Source organism: Pseudomonas entomophila (genome assembly GCF_023277925.1).
GTDB classification, from domain to species: Bacteria; Pseudomonadota; Gammaproteobacteria; order Pseudomonadales; family Pseudomonadaceae; genus Aquipseudomonas; species Aquipseudomonas entomophila_D.
On sequence record NZ_CP063832.1, the window covers coordinates 678582 to 694945 of the forward strand.

Annotated in this window: 14 protein-coding genes; 9 read left to right on the plus strand and 5 right to left on the minus strand. The window is 62.6% G+C overall.

All coding sequences use genetic code 11. The features are described 5' to 3' along the window. Positions 1-29 precede the first annotated feature (29 nt). Positions 30-1220: a 2-methylaconitate cis-trans isomerase PrpF gene (gene prpF / locus IM733_RS03035; protein ID WP_248919471.1), complete on the plus strand. Its 1191-nt coding sequence runs from the start codon at positions 30-32 to the stop codon at positions 1218-1220. A gap of 68 nt (positions 1221-1288) precedes the next feature. Further along, a complete protein-coding gene (gene prpD / locus IM733_RS03040; protein WP_248919472.1) occupies positions 1289-2773 on the plus strand; it encodes a 2-methylcitrate dehydratase in 1485 nt (494 codons plus the stop codon). 89 nt (positions 2774-2862) lie between these two features. On the opposite strand, the gene acnB is transcribed toward prpD, so the two are convergent. Next, complete coding sequence (gene acnB / locus IM733_RS03045; RefSeq protein WP_248921113.1) at positions 2863-5472, minus strand: bifunctional aconitate hydratase 2/2-methylisocitrate dehydratase; 2610 nt, start codon at positions 5470-5472, stop codon at positions 2863-2865. A gap of 409 nt (positions 5473-5881) precedes the next feature. Between acnB and IM733_RS03050 the strand changes: the two genes are divergently transcribed. Then, the gene (locus IM733_RS03050; protein ID WP_248919473.1) at positions 5882-6364 is read left to right on the plus strand and encodes a DUF1289 domain-containing protein; all 483 of its coding nucleotides are present in this window, start codon (positions 5882-5884) and stop codon (positions 6362-6364) included. A 132-nt stretch (positions 6365-6496) separates the two neighbouring features. Further along, positions 6497-7600 (plus strand): IS110 family transposase, encoded by a 1104-nt coding sequence (locus IM733_RS03055; RefSeq protein ID WP_248917269.1) that lies wholly within the window; start codon positions 6497-6499, stop codon positions 7598-7600. 283 nt (positions 7601-7883) lie between these two features. Here the strand turns inward: IM733_RS03055 and queD are convergent, their stop codons facing one another. Both queD and IM733_RS03065 read right to left on the minus strand, forming a co-directional pair. Next, a complete protein-coding gene (gene queD, locus IM733_RS03060; RefSeq protein WP_011533154.1) occupies positions 7884-8240 on the minus strand; it encodes a 6-carboxytetrahydropterin synthase QueD in 357 nt (118 codons plus the stop codon). Positions 8241-8293: 53 nt separating this feature from the next. Continuing rightward, the gene (locus IM733_RS03065; RefSeq protein WP_248919474.1) at positions 8294-9373 is read right to left on the minus strand and encodes a patatin-like phospholipase family protein; all 1080 of its coding nucleotides are present in this window, start codon (positions 9371-9373) and stop codon (positions 8294-8296) included. Positions 9374-9600: 227 nt separating this feature from the next. On the opposite strand from IM733_RS03065, the gene IM733_RS03070 reads away from it, so the two are divergent. From IM733_RS03070 to IM733_RS03090, 5 genes are all read left to right on the plus strand, one after another. Then, positions 9601-9909 carry a PepSY domain-containing protein gene (locus IM733_RS03070; protein ID WP_248919475.1) on the plus strand — a complete coding sequence of 103 codons (309 nt, stop codon included), beginning with the start codon at positions 9601-9603 and terminating at the stop codon, positions 9907-9909. Next, positions 9909-10223: a PepSY domain-containing protein gene (locus IM733_RS03075; protein WP_248919476.1), complete on the plus strand. Its 315-nt coding sequence runs from the start codon at positions 9909-9911 to the stop codon at positions 10221-10223. The genes IM733_RS03070 and IM733_RS03075 overlap by 1 nt, the downstream gene beginning before the upstream one ends. After that, positions 10224-10892: a response regulator transcription factor gene (locus IM733_RS03080; protein ID WP_248919477.1), complete on the plus strand. Its 669-nt coding sequence runs from the start codon at positions 10224-10226 to the stop codon at positions 10890-10892. Beyond that, a complete protein-coding gene (locus IM733_RS03085) occupies positions 10889-12211 on the plus strand; it encodes a sensor histidine kinase (RefSeq protein ID WP_248919478.1) in 1323 nt (440 codons plus the stop codon). Before IM733_RS03080 ends, IM733_RS03085 begins: the two co-directional genes overlap by 4 nt. Positions 12212-12508: 297 nt before the next feature. Then, positions 12509-13666 (plus strand): HPP family protein, encoded by a 1158-nt coding sequence (locus IM733_RS03090; RefSeq protein WP_248919479.1) that lies wholly within the window; start codon positions 12509-12511, stop codon positions 13664-13666. On the opposite strand, the gene IM733_RS03095 is transcribed toward IM733_RS03090, so the two are convergent. Then, on the minus strand, positions 13640-14506 hold the full coding sequence (locus tag IM733_RS03095; protein WP_248919480.1) for a LysR family transcriptional regulator: 867 nt from the start codon (positions 14504-14506) through the stop codon (positions 13640-13642). The genes IM733_RS03090 and IM733_RS03095 overlap by 27 nt on opposite strands. 62 nt (positions 14507-14568) lie before the next feature. After that, positions 14569-16260, minus strand: coding sequence for an endonuclease NucS domain-containing protein (locus IM733_RS03100; protein WP_248919481.1), 1692 nt, complete (start codon positions 16258-16260; stop codon positions 14569-14571). Between the last annotated feature and the right edge of the window lie 104 nt (positions 16261-16364).

Genomic DNA, 16364 nt, shown 5'->3' on the forward strand with positions numbered 1-16364 from the left:
GTTTTTATTTCAGACAGGACAGCAAGGTAATGGCGCACGTACCACAAGTAAAAATCCCCGCCACCTACATCCGTGGCGGCACCAGCAAAGGCGTGTTCTTCCGCCTGCAAGACCTGCCCGAGCAGGCCCAGGTCCCCGGCCCGGCGCGCGACGCCCTGCTGTTGCGGGTGATCGGCAGCCCCGACCCGTACGGCAAGCAGATCGACGGCATGGGTGGTGCCACCTCCAGCACCAGCAAGACAGTGATCCTGTCGAAAAGCATCAAGGCCAACCACGACGTCGACTACCTGTTCGGCCAGGTGTCGATCGACAAGGCCTTTGTCGACTGGAGCGGCAACTGCGGCAACCTCTCCGCCGCGGTCGGCTCGTTCGCCATCGCCAGCGGCCTGCTCGATGCCGCGCGCCTGCCGCGCAACGGCATCGCCACCGTGCGCATCTGGCAGGCCAATATCGGCAAGACCATCATCGCCCATGTGCCTATCACTGAAGGCGAGGTCCAGGAAACCGGCGACTTCGAGCTCGACGGCGTAACCTTCCCGGCCGCCGAGGTGCAGCTGGAGTTCCTCGACCCAGCGGCCGACGAGGATGGCGACGGCGGGGCGATGTTCCCCACCGGCAACCTGGTGGACGAGCTCGAGGTGCCGGGTGTCGGCACCTTCAAGGCAACCCTGATCAACGCCGGCATCCCGACCATCTTCGTCAATGCCGCCGACCTCGGCTATTCCGGTACCGAGCTGCAGGAGGCCATTAACGGCGATGTTGCCGCGTTGCAGCGTTTCGAGGCCATCCGCGCCCATGGCGCGGTGCGCATGGGCTTGATCGAGCACGTCGATCAGGCTGCCGGGCGTCAGCACACACCCAAGGTGGCCTTCGTCGCGGCGCCGACCACCTACACTGCTTCCAGTGGCAAGGCGGTCAATGCCGATGAAGTCGACCTGCTGGTGCGTGCGCTGTCGATGGGCAAGTTGCACCACGCGATGATGGGCACCGCCGCGGTGGCTATCGGCACGGCGGCAGCGATACCCGGAACGCTGGTCAACCTCGCAGCCGGTGGGGGCGCGCGCAGTGCCGTGCGCTTCGGGCATCCATCCGGAACGTTGCGGGTCGGTGCCGAGGCGCGTCAGGTGGACGGGCAGTGGACCGTGACCAAAGCCATCATGAGCCGTAGCGCTCGGGTGCTGATGGAGGGCTGGGTGCGCGTACCTGGCGACAGCTTCTAACGCAGCATCGGCGCACGGCTTTCGTTGAGCGGGGCTGCGTAGCAGCCCCTGTTCCAAGGGAGCTATCAATGAGCGCCAATACCGATCTCAACACTCGCCCCGACTACGACCAGATCCTGCAGGCTATCGCCGACTACGTCCTCGACTATCAGGTCGATTCCCCTGAAGCCCTCGACACCGCCCGCAACTGCCTGATGGACACCCTGGGCTGCGGCCTGCTGGCCCTGCGCTTCCCCGAGTGCACCAAGCTGCTCGGCCCGCTGGTCGAGGGCACCGTGGTCCCCCATGGCGCACGGGTGCCCGGCACCCGCTACCGCCTGGACCCGGTCAAGGCCGCCTGGGATATCGGCTGTGCCGTCCGCTGGCTGGACTACAACGACACCTGGCTGGCCGCAGAGTGGGCCCACCCCTCGGACAACCTCGGCGGCATCCTCGCCGTCGCCGACCATCTTTCGCAAAAGCGTGTGGCCGGTGGCGAGGCGCCGCTGGCCATGCGCACCGTGCTCGATGCGATGGTCATGGCCCATGAGGTCCAGGGCGTGCTGGCGCTGGAGAACGCGTTCAACCGGGTCGGCCTGGATCATGTGCTGCTGGTCAAGGTGGCCTCCACGGCGGTCTGCGCCAAGCTCATGGGCGCCAACCGCGAACAACTGCTGTCGGCGCTGTCCCATGCCTTCGTCGACGGCCAGGCGTTGCGCACCTACCGCCATGCGCCCAATGCCGGTTCGCGCAAATCGTGGGCGGCGGGGGACGCCTCCAGCCGTGGGGTGCGCCTGGCCGATATCGCCATGCGTGGCGAAATGGGCGTGCCCAGCGTGCTGACGGCGGCACAGTGGGGCTTCTACGATGTGTCGTTCAGCCACACCAACAAGGACCTGGCGCTCAAGCCTGACGAGCAGCAGGCACTGCGCCTGCCCCAGGCCTTTGGCAGCTACGTGATGGAGAACGTGCTGTTCAAGGTCAGTTTCCCCGCCGAATTCCATGCCCAGACCGCCTGCGAGGCTGCGCTGGTTCTTCACCCTCAGGTGCGCAACCGCCTGCATGAAGTCACGCGGATCGTCATCACCACCCAGGAGTCGGCGATCCGCATCATCTCCAAGGAAGGCCCGCTGGCCAACGCCGCCGACCGCGATCATTGCCTGCAGTACATGACTGCCGTGCCGCTGATCTTCGGCAGCCTGGTGGCCGAGCATTACGAGGATGCGTTCCACGCCGCGCACCCGAGTATCGACCGCCTGCGCGAGAAGATGGAGGTCGTCGAGGATCCGCGTTTCAGTCGCGAATACCTTGAGCCCGACAAGCGTTCGATCGCCAATGGCCTGCAGGTGTTCTTCAAGGATGGCAGCCATACGCAGCAGGTAGTGGTGGAGTACCCGGTCGGCCATCGTCGGCGCAGGGCAGAGGGGATACCGTTGCTGGAGGCCAAGTTCAGGGAGAACCTGGCGACACGGTTCGTACGGCAGCGGTGTGAGGAGATCGTCGAGTTGTGCAGGGACCAGGCTGCGCTTGAAGCCATGCCGGTGCACAGGTTCGTCGATCTTTTCGTGATTTGAAAAGCTTCGCCGGCTTGCCGGCGAACAGGCCAGAACGAAAAAGCCCCGGTATGGCTACCGGGGCTTTCTTTTACAACGTACTGCTCAGCTTACGCCTGAACCACCGGGATCTTGGCGTTGGCCGCGGCTTCGCGGAACTCGGCGATCTGGTCGAAGCTCAGGTAGCGGTAGACGTCGGCAGCCATGCTGTCGATGTCTTTCGCGTACTGCATGTACTCCTCGACGGTTGGCAGCTTGCCGATGATCGAAGCGACTGCGGCCAGTTCGGCCGAGGCCAGGTACACGTTGGTCGCGTCGCCCAGACGGTTCGGGAAGTTACGGGTCGAGGTGGACACCACGGTCGAACCGGTCTGCACACGTGCCTGGTTACCCATGCACAGCGAGCAGCCTGGCATTTCCATGCGCGCGCCAGCCTTGCCGTAGATGCCGTAGTAGCCTTCCTCGGTCAGCTGGTGGGCGTCCATCTTGGTTGGCGGTGCCAGCCACAGGCGGGTCGGGATGCCGCCCTTGACCTTGTCCAGCAGCTTGCCGGCGGCACGGAAGTGACCGATGTTGGTCATGCACGAACCGATGAACACTTCGTCGATCTTCTCGCCCTGTACCGAAGACAGCAGGCGGGCATCGTCCGGGTCGTTAGGTGCGCAGAGCACAGGCTCTTTCACGTCGGCCAGGTCGATTTCGATGATCTCGGCGTATTCGGCGTCGGCGTCGGCCGACAGCAGCTCAGGCTTGGCCAACCAGGCTTCCATCGCTTGCGCGCGGCGCTCCAGGGTGCGGGCATCGCCGTAGCCTTCGCCGATCATCCAGCGCAGCAGGGTGATGTTGGACTGCAGGTACTCGGCGATGGCCTTCTCTGGCAGCTTGATGGTGCAGCCGGCGGCGGAGCGTTCGGCCGAGGCGTCGGACAGCTCGAAGGCTTGCTCGACGGTCAGGTCGTTGAGGCCTTCGATTTCCAGGATGCGGCCGGAGAAGGCGTTCTTCTTGCCCTTCTTCTCGACGGTCAGCAGGCCTTTCTGGATGGCGTAGTAAGGGATCGCATGCACCAGGTCACGTAGAGTGATGCCGGGCTGCAGCTTGCCCTTGAAGCGCACCAGGATCGACTCTGGCATGTCCAGCGGCATGACGCCGGTGGCGGCGGCGAAGGCCACCAGGCCGGAGCCGGCCGGGAACGAGATGCCGATCGGGAAGCGGGTGTGCGAGTCGCCACCGGTGCCGACGGTGTCCGGCATCAGCATGCGGTTCAGCCAGCTGTGGATGATACCGTCGCCTGGGCGCAGCGACACGCCGCCACGGGTGCGGATGAAGTCTGGCAGGGTGTGGTGGGTGGTGACGTCGATTGGTTTCGGATAGGCCGCGGTGTGGCAGAACGACTGCATCACCAGGTCAGCGGAGAAGCCCAGGCATGCCAGGTCTTTCAGCTCGTCGCGGGTCATCGGGCCGGTGGTGTCCTGGGAGCCGACGGTGGTCATCTTCGGTTCGCAGTAGGCACCTGGGCGCACGCCCTGGCCTTCCGGCAGGCCGCAGGCACGACCGACCATCTTCTGCGCCAGGGTGAAGCCCTTGGTCGAAGCGGCAGGCTGTTCGGGTTTCTTGAACAGGTCCGAAGCACCCAGGCCCAGCTCGGCACGGGCTTTCTCGGTCAGGCCACGGCCGACGATCAGCGGGATACGACCGCCAGCGCGGACTTCGTCCAGCAGCACTTCGGTTTTCAGCTCGAAGTTGGTGACCAGTTCGTCGCTGCCGTGACGGCGTACTTCACCTTTGAAAGGGTAAACGTCGATGACGTCGCCCATGCCCAGGTTGGTGCAGTCAAATTCGATCGGCAGGGCGCCGGCGTCTTCCATGGTGTTGTAGAAGATCGGGGCGATCTTGGTGCCGAAGCAGAAGCCACCGGCGCGCTTGTTGGGGACGTACGGGATGTCGTCGCCGAAGAACCACAGCACCGAGTTGGTGGCGGATTTACGGGAAGAACCGGTACCGACCACGTCACCAACGTAGGCGACTGGGTGGCCTTTGGCCTTGACCGCTTCGATCTGTGCCAGCGGACCGACCGAGCCCGGTTGCTTGGGCTCGATGCCGTCGCGGGCCATCTTCAGCATGGCCAGGGCGTGCAGCGGGATGTCAGGGCGCGACCAGGCGTCCGGAGCAGGCGAGAGGTCGTCGGTGTTGGTTTCGCCGGGTACCTTGAACACGGTCAGGGTGTACTTGTCGGCGATGGCCGGGCGGGCGGTGAACCACTCGCCGGCGGCCCAGGATTCCAGCACGGCCTTGGCGTGGACATTGCCGGCCTTGGCTTTTTCAGCCACGTCGTGGAAGGCATCGAACATCAGCAGGGTGTGCTTGAGCTGTTCGGCCGCGACGGCGCCCAGTTCGGCGTCGTCCAGCAGCGCGACCAGCGTTTCGATGTTGTAGCCGCCCTGCATGGTGCCCAGCAGTTCGGTGGCGCGCTTGCGGTCGATCAGTGGCGATTTGGCTTCGCCCTTGGCGACGGCGGAGAGGAAGGCGGCCTTGACGTAGGCGGCTTCGTCCACTCCTGGCGGGACGCGGTTGGTGATCAGGTCTACGAGGAAGGCTTCTTCGCCGGCCGGCGGGTTTTTCAGCAGCTCGACCAGGCCTGCAGTTTGTTCGGCGTTCAGCGGCTGGGGCACGATACCCAGAGCGGCACGCTCTTCGATGTGTTTGCGGTAGGCTTCAAGCACAGTTATTACCCTCATCAGTGGTCCCTAAAGGGAGTCCGGGACGCTCATCCAGCATTCCCATGCACCCATGCGCTAATGGCGGCTTTTTGAGCCGGCAAGCCAGGGTCGCAGAGAATCCTTACAGAAGCTGCTTTCAAAGTTTTACGCCTGTAGAACGGAAGGCTGATGAGGGGTTGGCCGTGGACATGCGCGTTTGCATGTACAGGGCCAACGCCGTTCTACCGGATGAACTGTGCTCGTGACGCTTTGAAAACAGCTTCCAACGGACATTGTTGCCTTGAAAAGGCGGAGTGATTCTACGGCAAAAATTAGCCGAAGGTAAGGCGGCGAAGATGACTTTAACGGGTGACCCTGGTTAGACAAAGGGCTAACATGAACCGGTGTTCCCCCGCCAAGCCGTTGTTTTTACATGTCCAACCAATCCATCAAGACCCCTTGCGTCGGCCTCTGCTCCACGGTGTATGGCGACCTGGTGTGCCGTGGCTGCAAGCGCTTCCACCACGAAGTGATCCACTGGAACGGCTACGACGACGCGCAGAAGCGTGCGGTCTGGCTGCGCCTGGAGCAACTGCTGGTGCAGGTGATGATGGCCAAGCTGGAAGTGTTCGACAAAGCGCGCTTGCGCGAGCAGCTCGAACAGCGTTCGATCCGCTATGTGGCGCAACAGTCGGAATATTGCTGGGCCTACCAGCTGATCGCCCGCGGGGCTCGGATGATCCGCGACCTGGAGGCCTACGGGATGGCCTTGCTGCCGGAGTTCCGCGATTGGGAACTGCCGCAGTTGCGCGATGCCATCGACCGGGAATTCTTTTTGCTGTCGGAGGCGCATTACCAGCGCTATATCGCCCCGAGCTTTCTGCGTGATGCCTTGGAGAGCGGGCAGCAGGGCTGAGGTATTGCGGCCCTGTCGCGGATGAATCCGCTCCTACAGGCAGGCGCATGTAATCGGATGGACTCGCCCCCGCCGAGGCATCACAGTGCCACGGTGGCGTTCTAAAAAGCCAACGGCAGCGAGGGCGAGACCATGAGCAAGCATAGGACGAAGCGCAATTCCCTGTCTTCCAACGATGTAACGCTTTGCCAACATCTGTCAGTCGACCTGGCCAAGCAAGTCTTTCAGGTGGCCGGAGATGACGGTTCCGGGCGCGTCATCTACGAAGATCGAATCAAATCCCGTGAAGCCTTTCATGCGTTCCTGACCAGGCTGCCACCCACCGTGACGGTCCTGATGGAAAGTGGCCCCGGCGCTCAAGCATGGGGGCGTTTGCTACAGGCGCAGGGAACGCCAGTCCGCATCCTGCCCGCGCAGCGAGTGGCGGAGCACCGCAGTGGTGCCAAGAACGATCGTAACGACGCCCATGCCATCTTGCGCGCAGGCCGGGATACCAGCATTGCTGCGGTGCCGATCAAGAGCACTGCCGCTTTGGCGATTCAAGCCTTACACCGCGCCCGCAGAGGCTATGTCAGGCGCCACACCGCGCTAGGCAACCAGATCCGCGGCCTGTTACTGGAACAGGGCGTCGCCCTGGCGCAAGGCGATTTAGCCGTCAGCCACGGTGTACCGCGCATTCTTGAAGATACGACTCAACCATTGCCAGATCTGCTGCGTGAATTGCTCGATGAACTGCTCGCCGAATGGCGCTATCTGAGTGAGCGTATCGCCATCCTGACAGGACGGCTCGAAACAGCGGCGCAGGCCGACAAGGTCGCATGCCGCCTGATGACGATACGCGGTGTCGGCCCGATCATCGCCACAGCGATGCTGGCCAAGCAGCCTGAACCCTCGCGTTTCCCCAATGCTCGACAGTTTGCCGCTTACTTTGGCCTGGTGCCCGACCAGCACAGCAGTGGAAAGAAGGTCAGGCTAGGCAAGATGAGCAAGCGAGGTGACGGCTACCTGCGCAGCATGATGATCCAGGGTGCGCACGCGGTTCTTAGCCATTTGAAGCCTGATTCCGATCAGCCAGACGATCGCCGCCTCTTGCGATGGTTAACTCGACTTGGTCGCAAGGAGGCGGCGATCAGACTGGCTAATCGAAATCTGCGCATCATCTGGGTGCTGCTACAAGGTGAGCAGGTCTACCAACGCCAACCGAACGATCGTCAGGAGCCCGCCATGAGCCACTGACTTACGGTGTTACGCCACCGGGGTGCCGAGCGCCCCAGCCCCTGCTAGTGAACATCGACCCTAGGTAAGACCGTCGCGGATTAATGCCTACGCTCCTACCGGCCCAAGAGGCCTAAATGTAATGGGCATGCTGCGAGCTCACCCCGATGTTGGCCAGAAGCACCAAGCTTCCTCGAATAGGCCTGATACATAGATGCAACCGGGTAACCTTGTTCGAAAAGCAGGTAGACAATGTAGGCGAGTCCATACATAGGAGCGGATTCATCCGCGATGGAACATTCGATCAATCGCCGGTGTACTCGCAACCGCTGGTGCAGGTTTCGTGAATGCGCACCTTCGACAGCTCCGGCAGCAACGGCTTGACCTGCTCCCAGATCCACTTGGCGATCACTTCGCTGGTGGGGTTCTCCAGGCCTGGAATATCGTTCAGGTAATTGTGGTCGAGCTGCTCGTAGATCGGTTTGAAGATCGCCTTGATCTCGGAGAAGTCGCGGATCCAGCCGGTGTGCGGATCGAGCGGGCCGGTCAGGTGCAGGGCGACCTTGAACGAATGGCCATGCAGGCGGCCGCACTTGTGCCCGGCCGGGACGTTGGGCAGGCGGTGGGCCGATTCGAACGTAAATTCCTTGAAGATTTCCACGCTGGCATAACTCTGTGTGAATCAATGATTGGCGAAGTCTACCAGCATGCCGGCTACAAGGCTTGCAGGCGATCCTGCAAGCGCCCGGTGGCGATCAGCTCGAGCAGCTCGTCGCCCAGGCGCCGGCTTTCGGCGATGGCCTGGTACCAGTAGCGCTTGCGGCTGGGGGCATCGCCCATGAAACGCTTGAAGTCGTTGCGGTCGGGCAGCTTGCCGTAGGGCAGGGCGGCCAGGTATTGCGGCGAGGGGGTCATCAGCAGCACGTTGCGCAGGCGTGTAGCGTCGCCCTTGCGCCAGGGCAAGGCCTTGTCGAACCAGCCGGGCACCACTTTGTCGGTGAAATGCGGGTAGAGCACCAGGTCGTCGCCGCGGTAGGGCAGGTCGAGGTGGTAGTCGAGCAGGCCGCCGTCGCGGTAGGTGCCGGCGCCCGCGCCCGGGATGTCGCGCACGCCTTCCATGACCATCGGGATCGAGCCCGAGGCGAGCAGGGCGTGGCGCAGGTTGGCCAGGTCCAGCGGCAGGTTGCGCGAGGGGAAGTCGGTGAGCGCCTCGAGTGGCGGGGCCTGGCGTACATCATGCAGGATGACCCTTTCGAAGTGCCGCCCAAGGCGCTCGCGCCCCAGCAGGTTGCTGGCGATCACCGAGCCAAGCCCCATGCCCAGGCGGCCGCGATGGTCGTGGGCCAACTGGCCATGGCTCTTCACCACCAGGATGTTCAGGCGGTAATGCGGGTTGGCGAGGATCTGCCCGTCGCGGCCTTGCAGCAGGTCGTCGAGCATGCGTTGGCTGCTCTGGCTGATTTCCTTGGGTGTCACGCCCTTGGCGAAGTCCTGTTCGGTGTACAACTCGCCCAGACGGCGGATGCCGGCGACCGGGTCGTCGAGGCAGGCGCTGGCGAAGCACCAAGAACCAATCGAGGCGCCGATCAGCGAGCGTTGGCGTGGCGCTGACGGCAGCCATTCACCGAACAAAGCCAGGTCCAGGCCCTGGATGCCCAGTGGTTTGGGGCCGCCTGCCGCGCCCGGTAGCACACCGACATCGGCTGCCTGCAAACCACGCTCGCGGATCTGCCGCAGGGCGCGGTGGCCGGCCTTGAAGGTCAGCGCGGGGTACTTGATGTGGATGGCGCTCATGGCAGGGTCTCGAGCAATACAGGCGGCTCATTATAGGGGCAGATGGCCCATCGCGGATGAACCCGCTCCTACACGCCCTGCAGGAGCGGGCCTCATCCGCGATGAGGCCGGTACAGACCTGTCAGCCAACTGCGCTATCATGCGGCCAGCTGTTTTCAGGTTGAGTTAAGGACCCCCGGTTAGTCTTGATCCCGTAGACAACTTGCACACCCCGATGGAGTGACCCCATGAAAACTTTGACTGCCCTGTTCACCGCCGCCACCCTCGCTTTCGCCGCCAACGCCGCCCTCGCCAAAGATGTGCAGCCCGATGAAGTGGTCAAGCTGGTCAACGCCAAGACCATCAAGTCGCTGGACGAACTGAAGGCCACCGCCCTAGCCAAGCACCCAGGCGCCACTGTCACCGACAGCGAGCTCGAGGACGAGTACGGTCGTTACATCTACAAGGTCGAACTGCGTGACGCACAGAACGTCGAGTGGGACGTCGACCTGGACGCCAAGACCGGTGAAGTGTTGAAGGACGCGCAAGACAAGTGATGAATGAGCGACCGCGAACGGTGCGCTACCTGGCCTTGGCTTTGATGGCCGCCTGTTCGCTGGCCAGCGCACGCGACCTGGATCAGGACGAAGCCCTGGCGCTTCGCCAGCAAGGCATCATCCTGCCCCTCGAGCAATTGCTCGAGACCGCCCTGGGGCGTTACCCCGGGGCGCGCCTGTTGGAGGCGGAGCTGGAGGAAAAGCACGAGCGCTACGAATACGAAGTCGAGCTGCTGACCCCCGAAGGCGTGGTGCGCGAGATCAAGCTGGACGCGCGCACCGGCGCGCTGCTCAAAGACGAGGAAGACGACTGAATGCGCCTGCTGCTGGTCGAAGACAATGTGCCCCTGGCTGACGAACTGATGGCCGCGCTGCAACGCCAGGGCTATGCCGTGGACTGGCTGGCCGATGGCCGCGACGCGGTTTACCAGGGCCAGACCGAACCCTATGACCTGATTATTCTGGACCTCGGCCTGCCGGGTCTGTCGGGCCTTGAGGTGCTGGGACAATGGCGCGCGGCGAACCTGGTCACTCCGGTGTTGATCCTGACCGCGCGCGGTTCCTGGGCCGAGCGTATCGAAGGGCTCAAGGCCGGGGCCGACGACTATCTGACCAAACCCTTCCACCCGGAAGAGTTGCAATTGCGCATCCAGGCCTTGCTGCGCCGCGCCAAGGGGCTGGCCAACCAGCCCAGGCTGGAGGCCGCCGGCCTGCACCTGGATGAGTCGCGCCAGTGCGTCAGCCGCGAGGGTGTCGATATCCAACTGACCGCCGCCGAGTTTCGCCTGCTGCGCTACTTCATGTTGCATCCGGGGCAGGTGCTGTCCAAGAGCCACCTGGCCGAACACCTCTACGATGGCGAGACCGAGCGTGATTCCAACGTGCTCGAAGTGCACGTCAACCACCTGCGGCGCAAACTCGGGCGCAGCGTGATCGAGACACGTCGGGGCCAAGGTTACGTGTACGCCGGGAGTGCGGCGTGAAGTCGATCCAGGCGCGCCTGAGCCTGGGCCTGGTGGCGGTGCTGGTGGTGGTCGGCGTGGGGTTGGCGCAACTGACCTTGTGGCTGTTCGAGGCCGGCCTGCAGCGTTACCTGGAAACCGGCTTGCGCCAGGAAAGCGAAAACCTGCTAGTGGCGCTGGTGCGCGGTCCGTCCGGTTTGCAGCTGGACGAGCGGCGTATTTCTTCGGCGTACCAGAGGCCCTTCTCGGGTTATTACTTTCGCATCGATTTTGACCAGGGCACCTGGCGTTCGCGCTCGTTGTGGGACTTGGATATGCCCAAGCCTGGAAAGCCCGGGCTGGACGACGGCCATGAACTGGGCCCGGAAGGCCAGCAGCTGTTGGCTTACCGCGGTGACTACCGACGCCTGGGGCAGGATATTTCGATCAGTGTCGCCCAAGATTACTCCCCCGTGCGCGAAGGCTTCCGGCGCATGCAGCAGATCGGCCTGGGCATGGGCCTGGTGGCGCTGGTGCTGGTGCTGGTGCTGCAGCGTATCACCGTGACCCGCTCGTTGCGCCCGCTGGAGCGGGCGCGCCAGCAGATCGCCCAGTTGCAGCAGGGGCAGCGTTCGCAATTGGATGCCGAGGTGCCCAGCGAACTGCAGCCGCTGGTCGACCAGATCAATCATCTGCTGGCACACACCGAAGACAGCCTGCGCCGTTCGCGCAATGCCCTGGGCAACCTTGGGCATGCGCTGAAAACGCCGTTGGCGGTGCTGCTCAGCCTGGCGTCCAGTGAGCGTTTGCAGGCGCTGCCCGAGGTTCGCGGACAGATGCGCGAGCAGTTGGAGCAGATCCAGCAGCGCCTGGCCCGCGAGCTCAACCGCGCCCGCCTGGCAGGGGATGCATTGCCCGGCGCGCAGTTCGATTGCGACGCCGAGCTGCCGGGGTTACTGGCCACCCTGGGCATGATCCATGGTGAAGGTTTGCTGCTCGAGCGCGACGTGCCACCGGGCCTGCTGTTGCCCTGGGACCGCGAGGACCTGCTGGAACTGCTCGGCAACCTGCTGGACAACGCCTGCAAGTGGGCCGACAGCGAGGTGCGGGTGGGCATTGCACCGACCAAGGCGGGCTACCGGTTGTGGGTGGATGACGATGGTCCGGGCATCCCCGAGTCGCAGCGCCTGCAAGTGCTCGAACGGGGTTCGCGGCTGGACGAGCAGGTTGACGGCCATGGTCTTGGGCTGGGGATCGTGCGCGATATCGTCGAAGCCTGGGGTGGGCAAATCGCGTTGCTGGAAAGCCCGCAGGGCGGCTTGCGAGTCAGTATCGAATTGCCGCGCAAGGGGGGGCTGTAGGCGCGGCTTCAGCCGCGATGCTGGCGCCCCGGTTGTGTGGCACCCGCTGGGCGGGTGATCGCGGCTGAAGCCGCTCCTACCGGGACGTGGATCATTTCTGCAAAAAAATTGCAGTACAGCCGCAGTTTTTTGAATTGGCCGCCCCGACACCCGCCCGGCAGAATCCGCTGCCATGAAACCCTTCGGTTTCCATCTCTCCATGGACGGAGCCCCTTGCGCCACTGCATTGCGCAACACCAGGCCCAGGCCGATCGCGCTGGGCTTTTTTTAATCAGAAGAACACGACCGAATACCCAGATGCCTGCCTCGCGTCCCGAAACCCTTTTGCAGCGCCTGCTCCCGGCGCCCTTGAACATCCCTTCCAAAGAATGGCTGCGCGCCGGCATTGGCGCGCTGCTCGGCCTGTTCCTCGCCGGTTACCTGTGCAGCCTGGCCTATGGCCCATCCATCGCCTTGCACCTGCTTGGTCCGCTGGCGGCCTCGGCGGTGCTGGTGTTCGCCGTGCACTCCGGGCCCTTGGCCCAGCCCTGGCCGGTGCTGGGCAGCTACGCCCTGGCCGGGGTCGTGGGGTTGGCCATGCGCCAGGGTTTCGGCGACGGACTGTGGGTGGCGGCGGCTGCGCTGGGTATCGCGATCCTGGTGATGTGCCTGCTGCGCTGCCTGCACCCGCCCGGTGGTGGCGTTGCCGTGAGCGCAGTGCTGGCTGACCCGGGGCTGGTGGCGCTGGGCGACCATTTGCTTGAGCCGGTGCTGCTCAACGCCCTGGTGCTGGTTGCCGTGGCGGTGCTTTACAACCGCCTCACCGGAGTGCGCTACCCAAAGGGCGCGGCGCCGCGCAAGGACCTTCACCACACCCGCGACCCACTGCCCAGTGAGCGGGTTGGTGTCAGCAGCGCCGACCTTGACCTGGCCCTGGCGGAGATCGGCGAGTTCGTCGACGTCACTCGCGACGAGCTCGAACGCATTGTCCTGGCCACTGAGCAGCATGCGTTGCAGCGCAGCCTGGGTGGCATCGATGCCGGCGCGGTGATGTCCCGCGATGTGCAGGTGGCAACGCCCCACACGACCCTTGAACAGGCCTGGAAGCTGCTGGCCAGCCATCACCTGCAGACCCTGCCGGTGCTGGACGAGGGGCGTCTGGTGGGCATCGTCGGTGTCGCCGATCTGGTCGATGCGGCCATGGCCCGTGGGCGCATCCGCTGGCGCAACCTGTTGCGACGCCAGCCTGTGCGCCTGGCTCAGGTGATGAACCGCCAGGTGGTCAGCGTCACCCCCCGGCACCCGCTGGAACGCCTGTTGCCCTTGCTCGGCGAGCAGGGCCGGTACTGCCTGCCAGTGCTGGACGGTGAGCGTCTGGTCGGGGTGATCACCCAGACCGACCTGATCGCCGGGCTCAAGCGGCACCTGCTCACTGCTGCCGCGCAGGACTCAGATCAGCGAGTCCCAGCGTTGTGACCAGTCGCTCTCGCCGGCCGCGACCAGCCGGCGCAGGATGGCGAAGGCCTGTTGCAGGGCCGCGCTGTCACGCTCGCGGGCATAGACCAGGTAGGTTGGGTAGGTGAACTCCGGTGCCTGGGGCACTCGCTCGAACACCCCGTTCTGCAGGTAGGCCTGCACTACACGCGTGCGGAAGTAACCGCTGCCGCCGCGGTCGAGGATGAACTGCAGCGCCAGCGGCCCGAGGTTGAAGCTCAGCGGCGCGCGTGCCAGGTCGGGTAGGGCGGCGTCGTGGCGGCGACGGAAGGCGGCGCCCCAGTCGATGTAGACATACGGCTCGGGCTGGTCGACCCGGCGGATGCGGATCAGCTTTTCCTCCATCAACTGCTCCACCTGCAGGCCCGGGCCGTACGTTGGCTGATACACCAGCGCGGCGTCCAGCAGCCCCATCTCCACCTTGCGCAACAGCGACTCACCGTCGCTGACTTCGCTGCGGATGGCATGGTTGGGCATCGCCTGGTGCAGGGCGCTGACCCAGTCGAGCATCATCGGGTTGCCCAGGCTCACCTCGCCGCCCACATGCAGCACCTGCTGGCAGCCTTGTGGCAGCGGCAGGTCCCGGCGTGCGGCTTCCCAGGTCTGCACCAGCTGGTTGGCGTAGCTGACGAACGCCTCGCCGTCGGCGGTCAGGCTGGCGCCACTGCGGTTGCGCACGAACAACTGGCAGCCCAGTTGCTGCTCCAGGCGCTGCACGCGGGCGGTGATGGCAGTCTGCGACACGAACAGGCGTTCGGCGGCGGCCACCAGGCTGCCGCAACGGACGATTTCCAGGAAAGTACGGGCCTGATCAATATCCATGGTTGCTCGGTTGTATCAATAATTTCGTACGGAGGTTGTGGGTCCCACCAGAGGAGCAGGTTTCAGGTACGCGTGCTCCATGTTGTTCCTGGCTTATAGCTGATATAGCTGCCGTTCCAATGAGTTGAATAGATTTCATAGAGGTCTTGCAAGAATGGCACGTTGGCGGCAATGAAGTCGTAGTAGCCGGAATTAATATAAAATGCCGGTTCCATTTCCCAATCCACATCCGTGAGTTCGTAGACGTGTTCGCTGTCGTCGTTCGAATCGACTTTATAAGAGGCATAGCGCATGCCTATATCTTTGGCGATCTTGGCGTCACGGGGCTCATACCCTCCCCAGTTGAGGTTGTGGAGGAAACCCAGGGGGGTGTTGTCATAGTATTCACGTAGCACTCCACCAAATGAAGGGGCTTTGCCAGTGGGTCTCATAGTGCCAAAGTAGATACCCTCAATTACGTCGTCGCGCTGTACGCTTATTGTGTACCTTGGTAGATAATTTTCGTCATCTTTACTGATCAGTAGGTAGAGCGAAAGGCAGAGATTGCTAGGGTTGTAGACGTCTATCGTGACGCGTGTTTTTGCATCTTCGGTAATGTGCTCTTCGAGGATGCGTAAAATATGTATCCGCCAGGCTGGGTTTCCCGCGAGGCAGCGGTTAATTGCATTTTTTACCTCCAGGCTTTCTGATTTTACGGCTGGATTGAAGGTCCTGTAGTATTTTTGCGGGCGGTTTCCATCGTTCCCCATCAGGTCGTTGATGATGGCCTCGTCATGTAAGGCGTGGTTGGCCAGTAGCGTCCCGTATCTGCGAGTTTCCAGGATTTCGGCGCCCTCGCCGAAAATCAGTTCCATGAATTTTGCACTGTAGCCGATCTCGGCATAGTCGCTCCTGATACAAGGCCCTGCTGCAAAGGCATTCTCATGAAGCATGCACAGTCTTTCATCGCTGCCCTTTGTGTGGCTGAGGGTTGCTTTCGTCTCCTCGTAAGATGCGGTCGTGCAGTGCTGCTCGATAATTGCAAGGCACTCGGATTCCGTAAGTTGTAGGCAGGCGAAGTAAAGGCTGTAGACATATTGAGGTAGTGACTTGACGATTTCTTCTCGCGGCCTCATTGCGTGAGGATGAACCTTGTCCATGACATCCATAATCAGGTCCATTCTTCGGGTTCTTGTCTGGAACTCAATGGGGTTTTTTATGATGATCAGGGTATAGCTTTCAATTTTTTTGGCTGAACAGCTTTTTTCGTAGTCAGCGATTCCGGCGGCGAGAGATTCCTTGCTGGTATACAGCGTCAACTCATGCCAAGGGGCAAATATCCTGTCGTCAGATACTTTGACTGGGGTGACAGGCGTGGCAGCTATTGGGCAATAGTCCGCAGTGACCTGTAACTGAAAACCGCTGACCTCACATGCGATGCGTTGTGTGAAAGATGAGAAGGGGACGAGTAACTCCACCCACTCCGTGGAGACGATGACAAGTCGTATTTCCGAGTCCTTTGCGCATATTTTCAGCTTGAATGCCTCAAGGTACTTCAATAACTCGTGGAGTGCTTCGCGACTAGCGGCGTTGCTCCTTTTCAGCTCAATGAGTACATATTTCCCATTGGTGTCCAGGGCCAATATGTCAACGAAACCGCGCGTGCCGTGGGGGTTAGGTAAATAAGCTTCGATGTCGAGCAGCTTGAGCCCGGGCTCGATCAGATGCAACTTTTCTGCCAGATTGTCGCGTATTTTCGGCTCAACTCGTTCCATGAAGATCGTCCAGTCTCTGAGGCGTCGGTGGTGGTGTGCGCAATCATATAGACTGCGGAGTTTCGTGCAGGCGTCAGTGTGTCACAGTTTGTTTATGCGACGCG

Excerpts from the sequence above, each read along its gene's own strand:
- IM733_RS03070 (WP_248919475.1), top strand. The coding sequence starts at position 9,601 with ATGAAAACTTTGACTGCCCTGTTCACCGCCGCCACCCTCGCTTTCGCC.
- IM733_RS03055 (WP_248917269.1), top strand. The coding sequence starts at position 6,497 with ATGAGCAAGCATAGGACGAAGCGCAATTCCCTGTCTTCCAACGATGTA.
- prpF (WP_248919471.1), top strand. The coding sequence starts at position 30 with ATGGCGCACGTACCACAAGTAAAAATCCCCGCCACCTACATCCGTGGC.
- IM733_RS03090 (WP_248919479.1), top strand. The coding sequence starts at position 12,509 with ATGCCTGCCTCGCGTCCCGAAACCCTTTTGCAGCGCCTGCTCCCGGCG.
- IM733_RS03065 (WP_248919474.1), bottom strand. The coding sequence starts at position 9,373 with ATGAGCGCCATCCACATCAAGTACCCCGCGCTGACCTTCAAGGCCGGC.
- IM733_RS03100 (WP_248919481.1), bottom strand. The coding sequence starts at position 16,260 with ATGGAACGAGTTGAGCCGAAAATACGCGACAATCTGGCAGAAAAGTTG.
- IM733_RS03080 (WP_248919477.1), top strand. The coding sequence starts at position 10,224 with ATGCGCCTGCTGCTGGTCGAAGACAATGTGCCCCTGGCTGACGAACTG.
- IM733_RS03075 (WP_248919476.1), top strand. The coding sequence starts at position 9,909 with ATGAATGAGCGACCGCGAACGGTGCGCTACCTGGCCTTGGCTTTGATG.
- IM733_RS03095 (WP_248919480.1), bottom strand. The coding sequence starts at position 14,506 with ATGGATATTGATCAGGCCCGTACTTTCCTGGAAATCGTCCGTTGCGGC.
- IM733_RS03050 (WP_248919473.1), top strand. The coding sequence starts at position 5,882 with ATGTCCAACCAATCCATCAAGACCCCTTGCGTCGGCCTCTGCTCCACG.
- prpD (WP_248919472.1), top strand. The coding sequence starts at position 1,289 with ATGAGCGCCAATACCGATCTCAACACTCGCCCCGACTACGACCAGATC.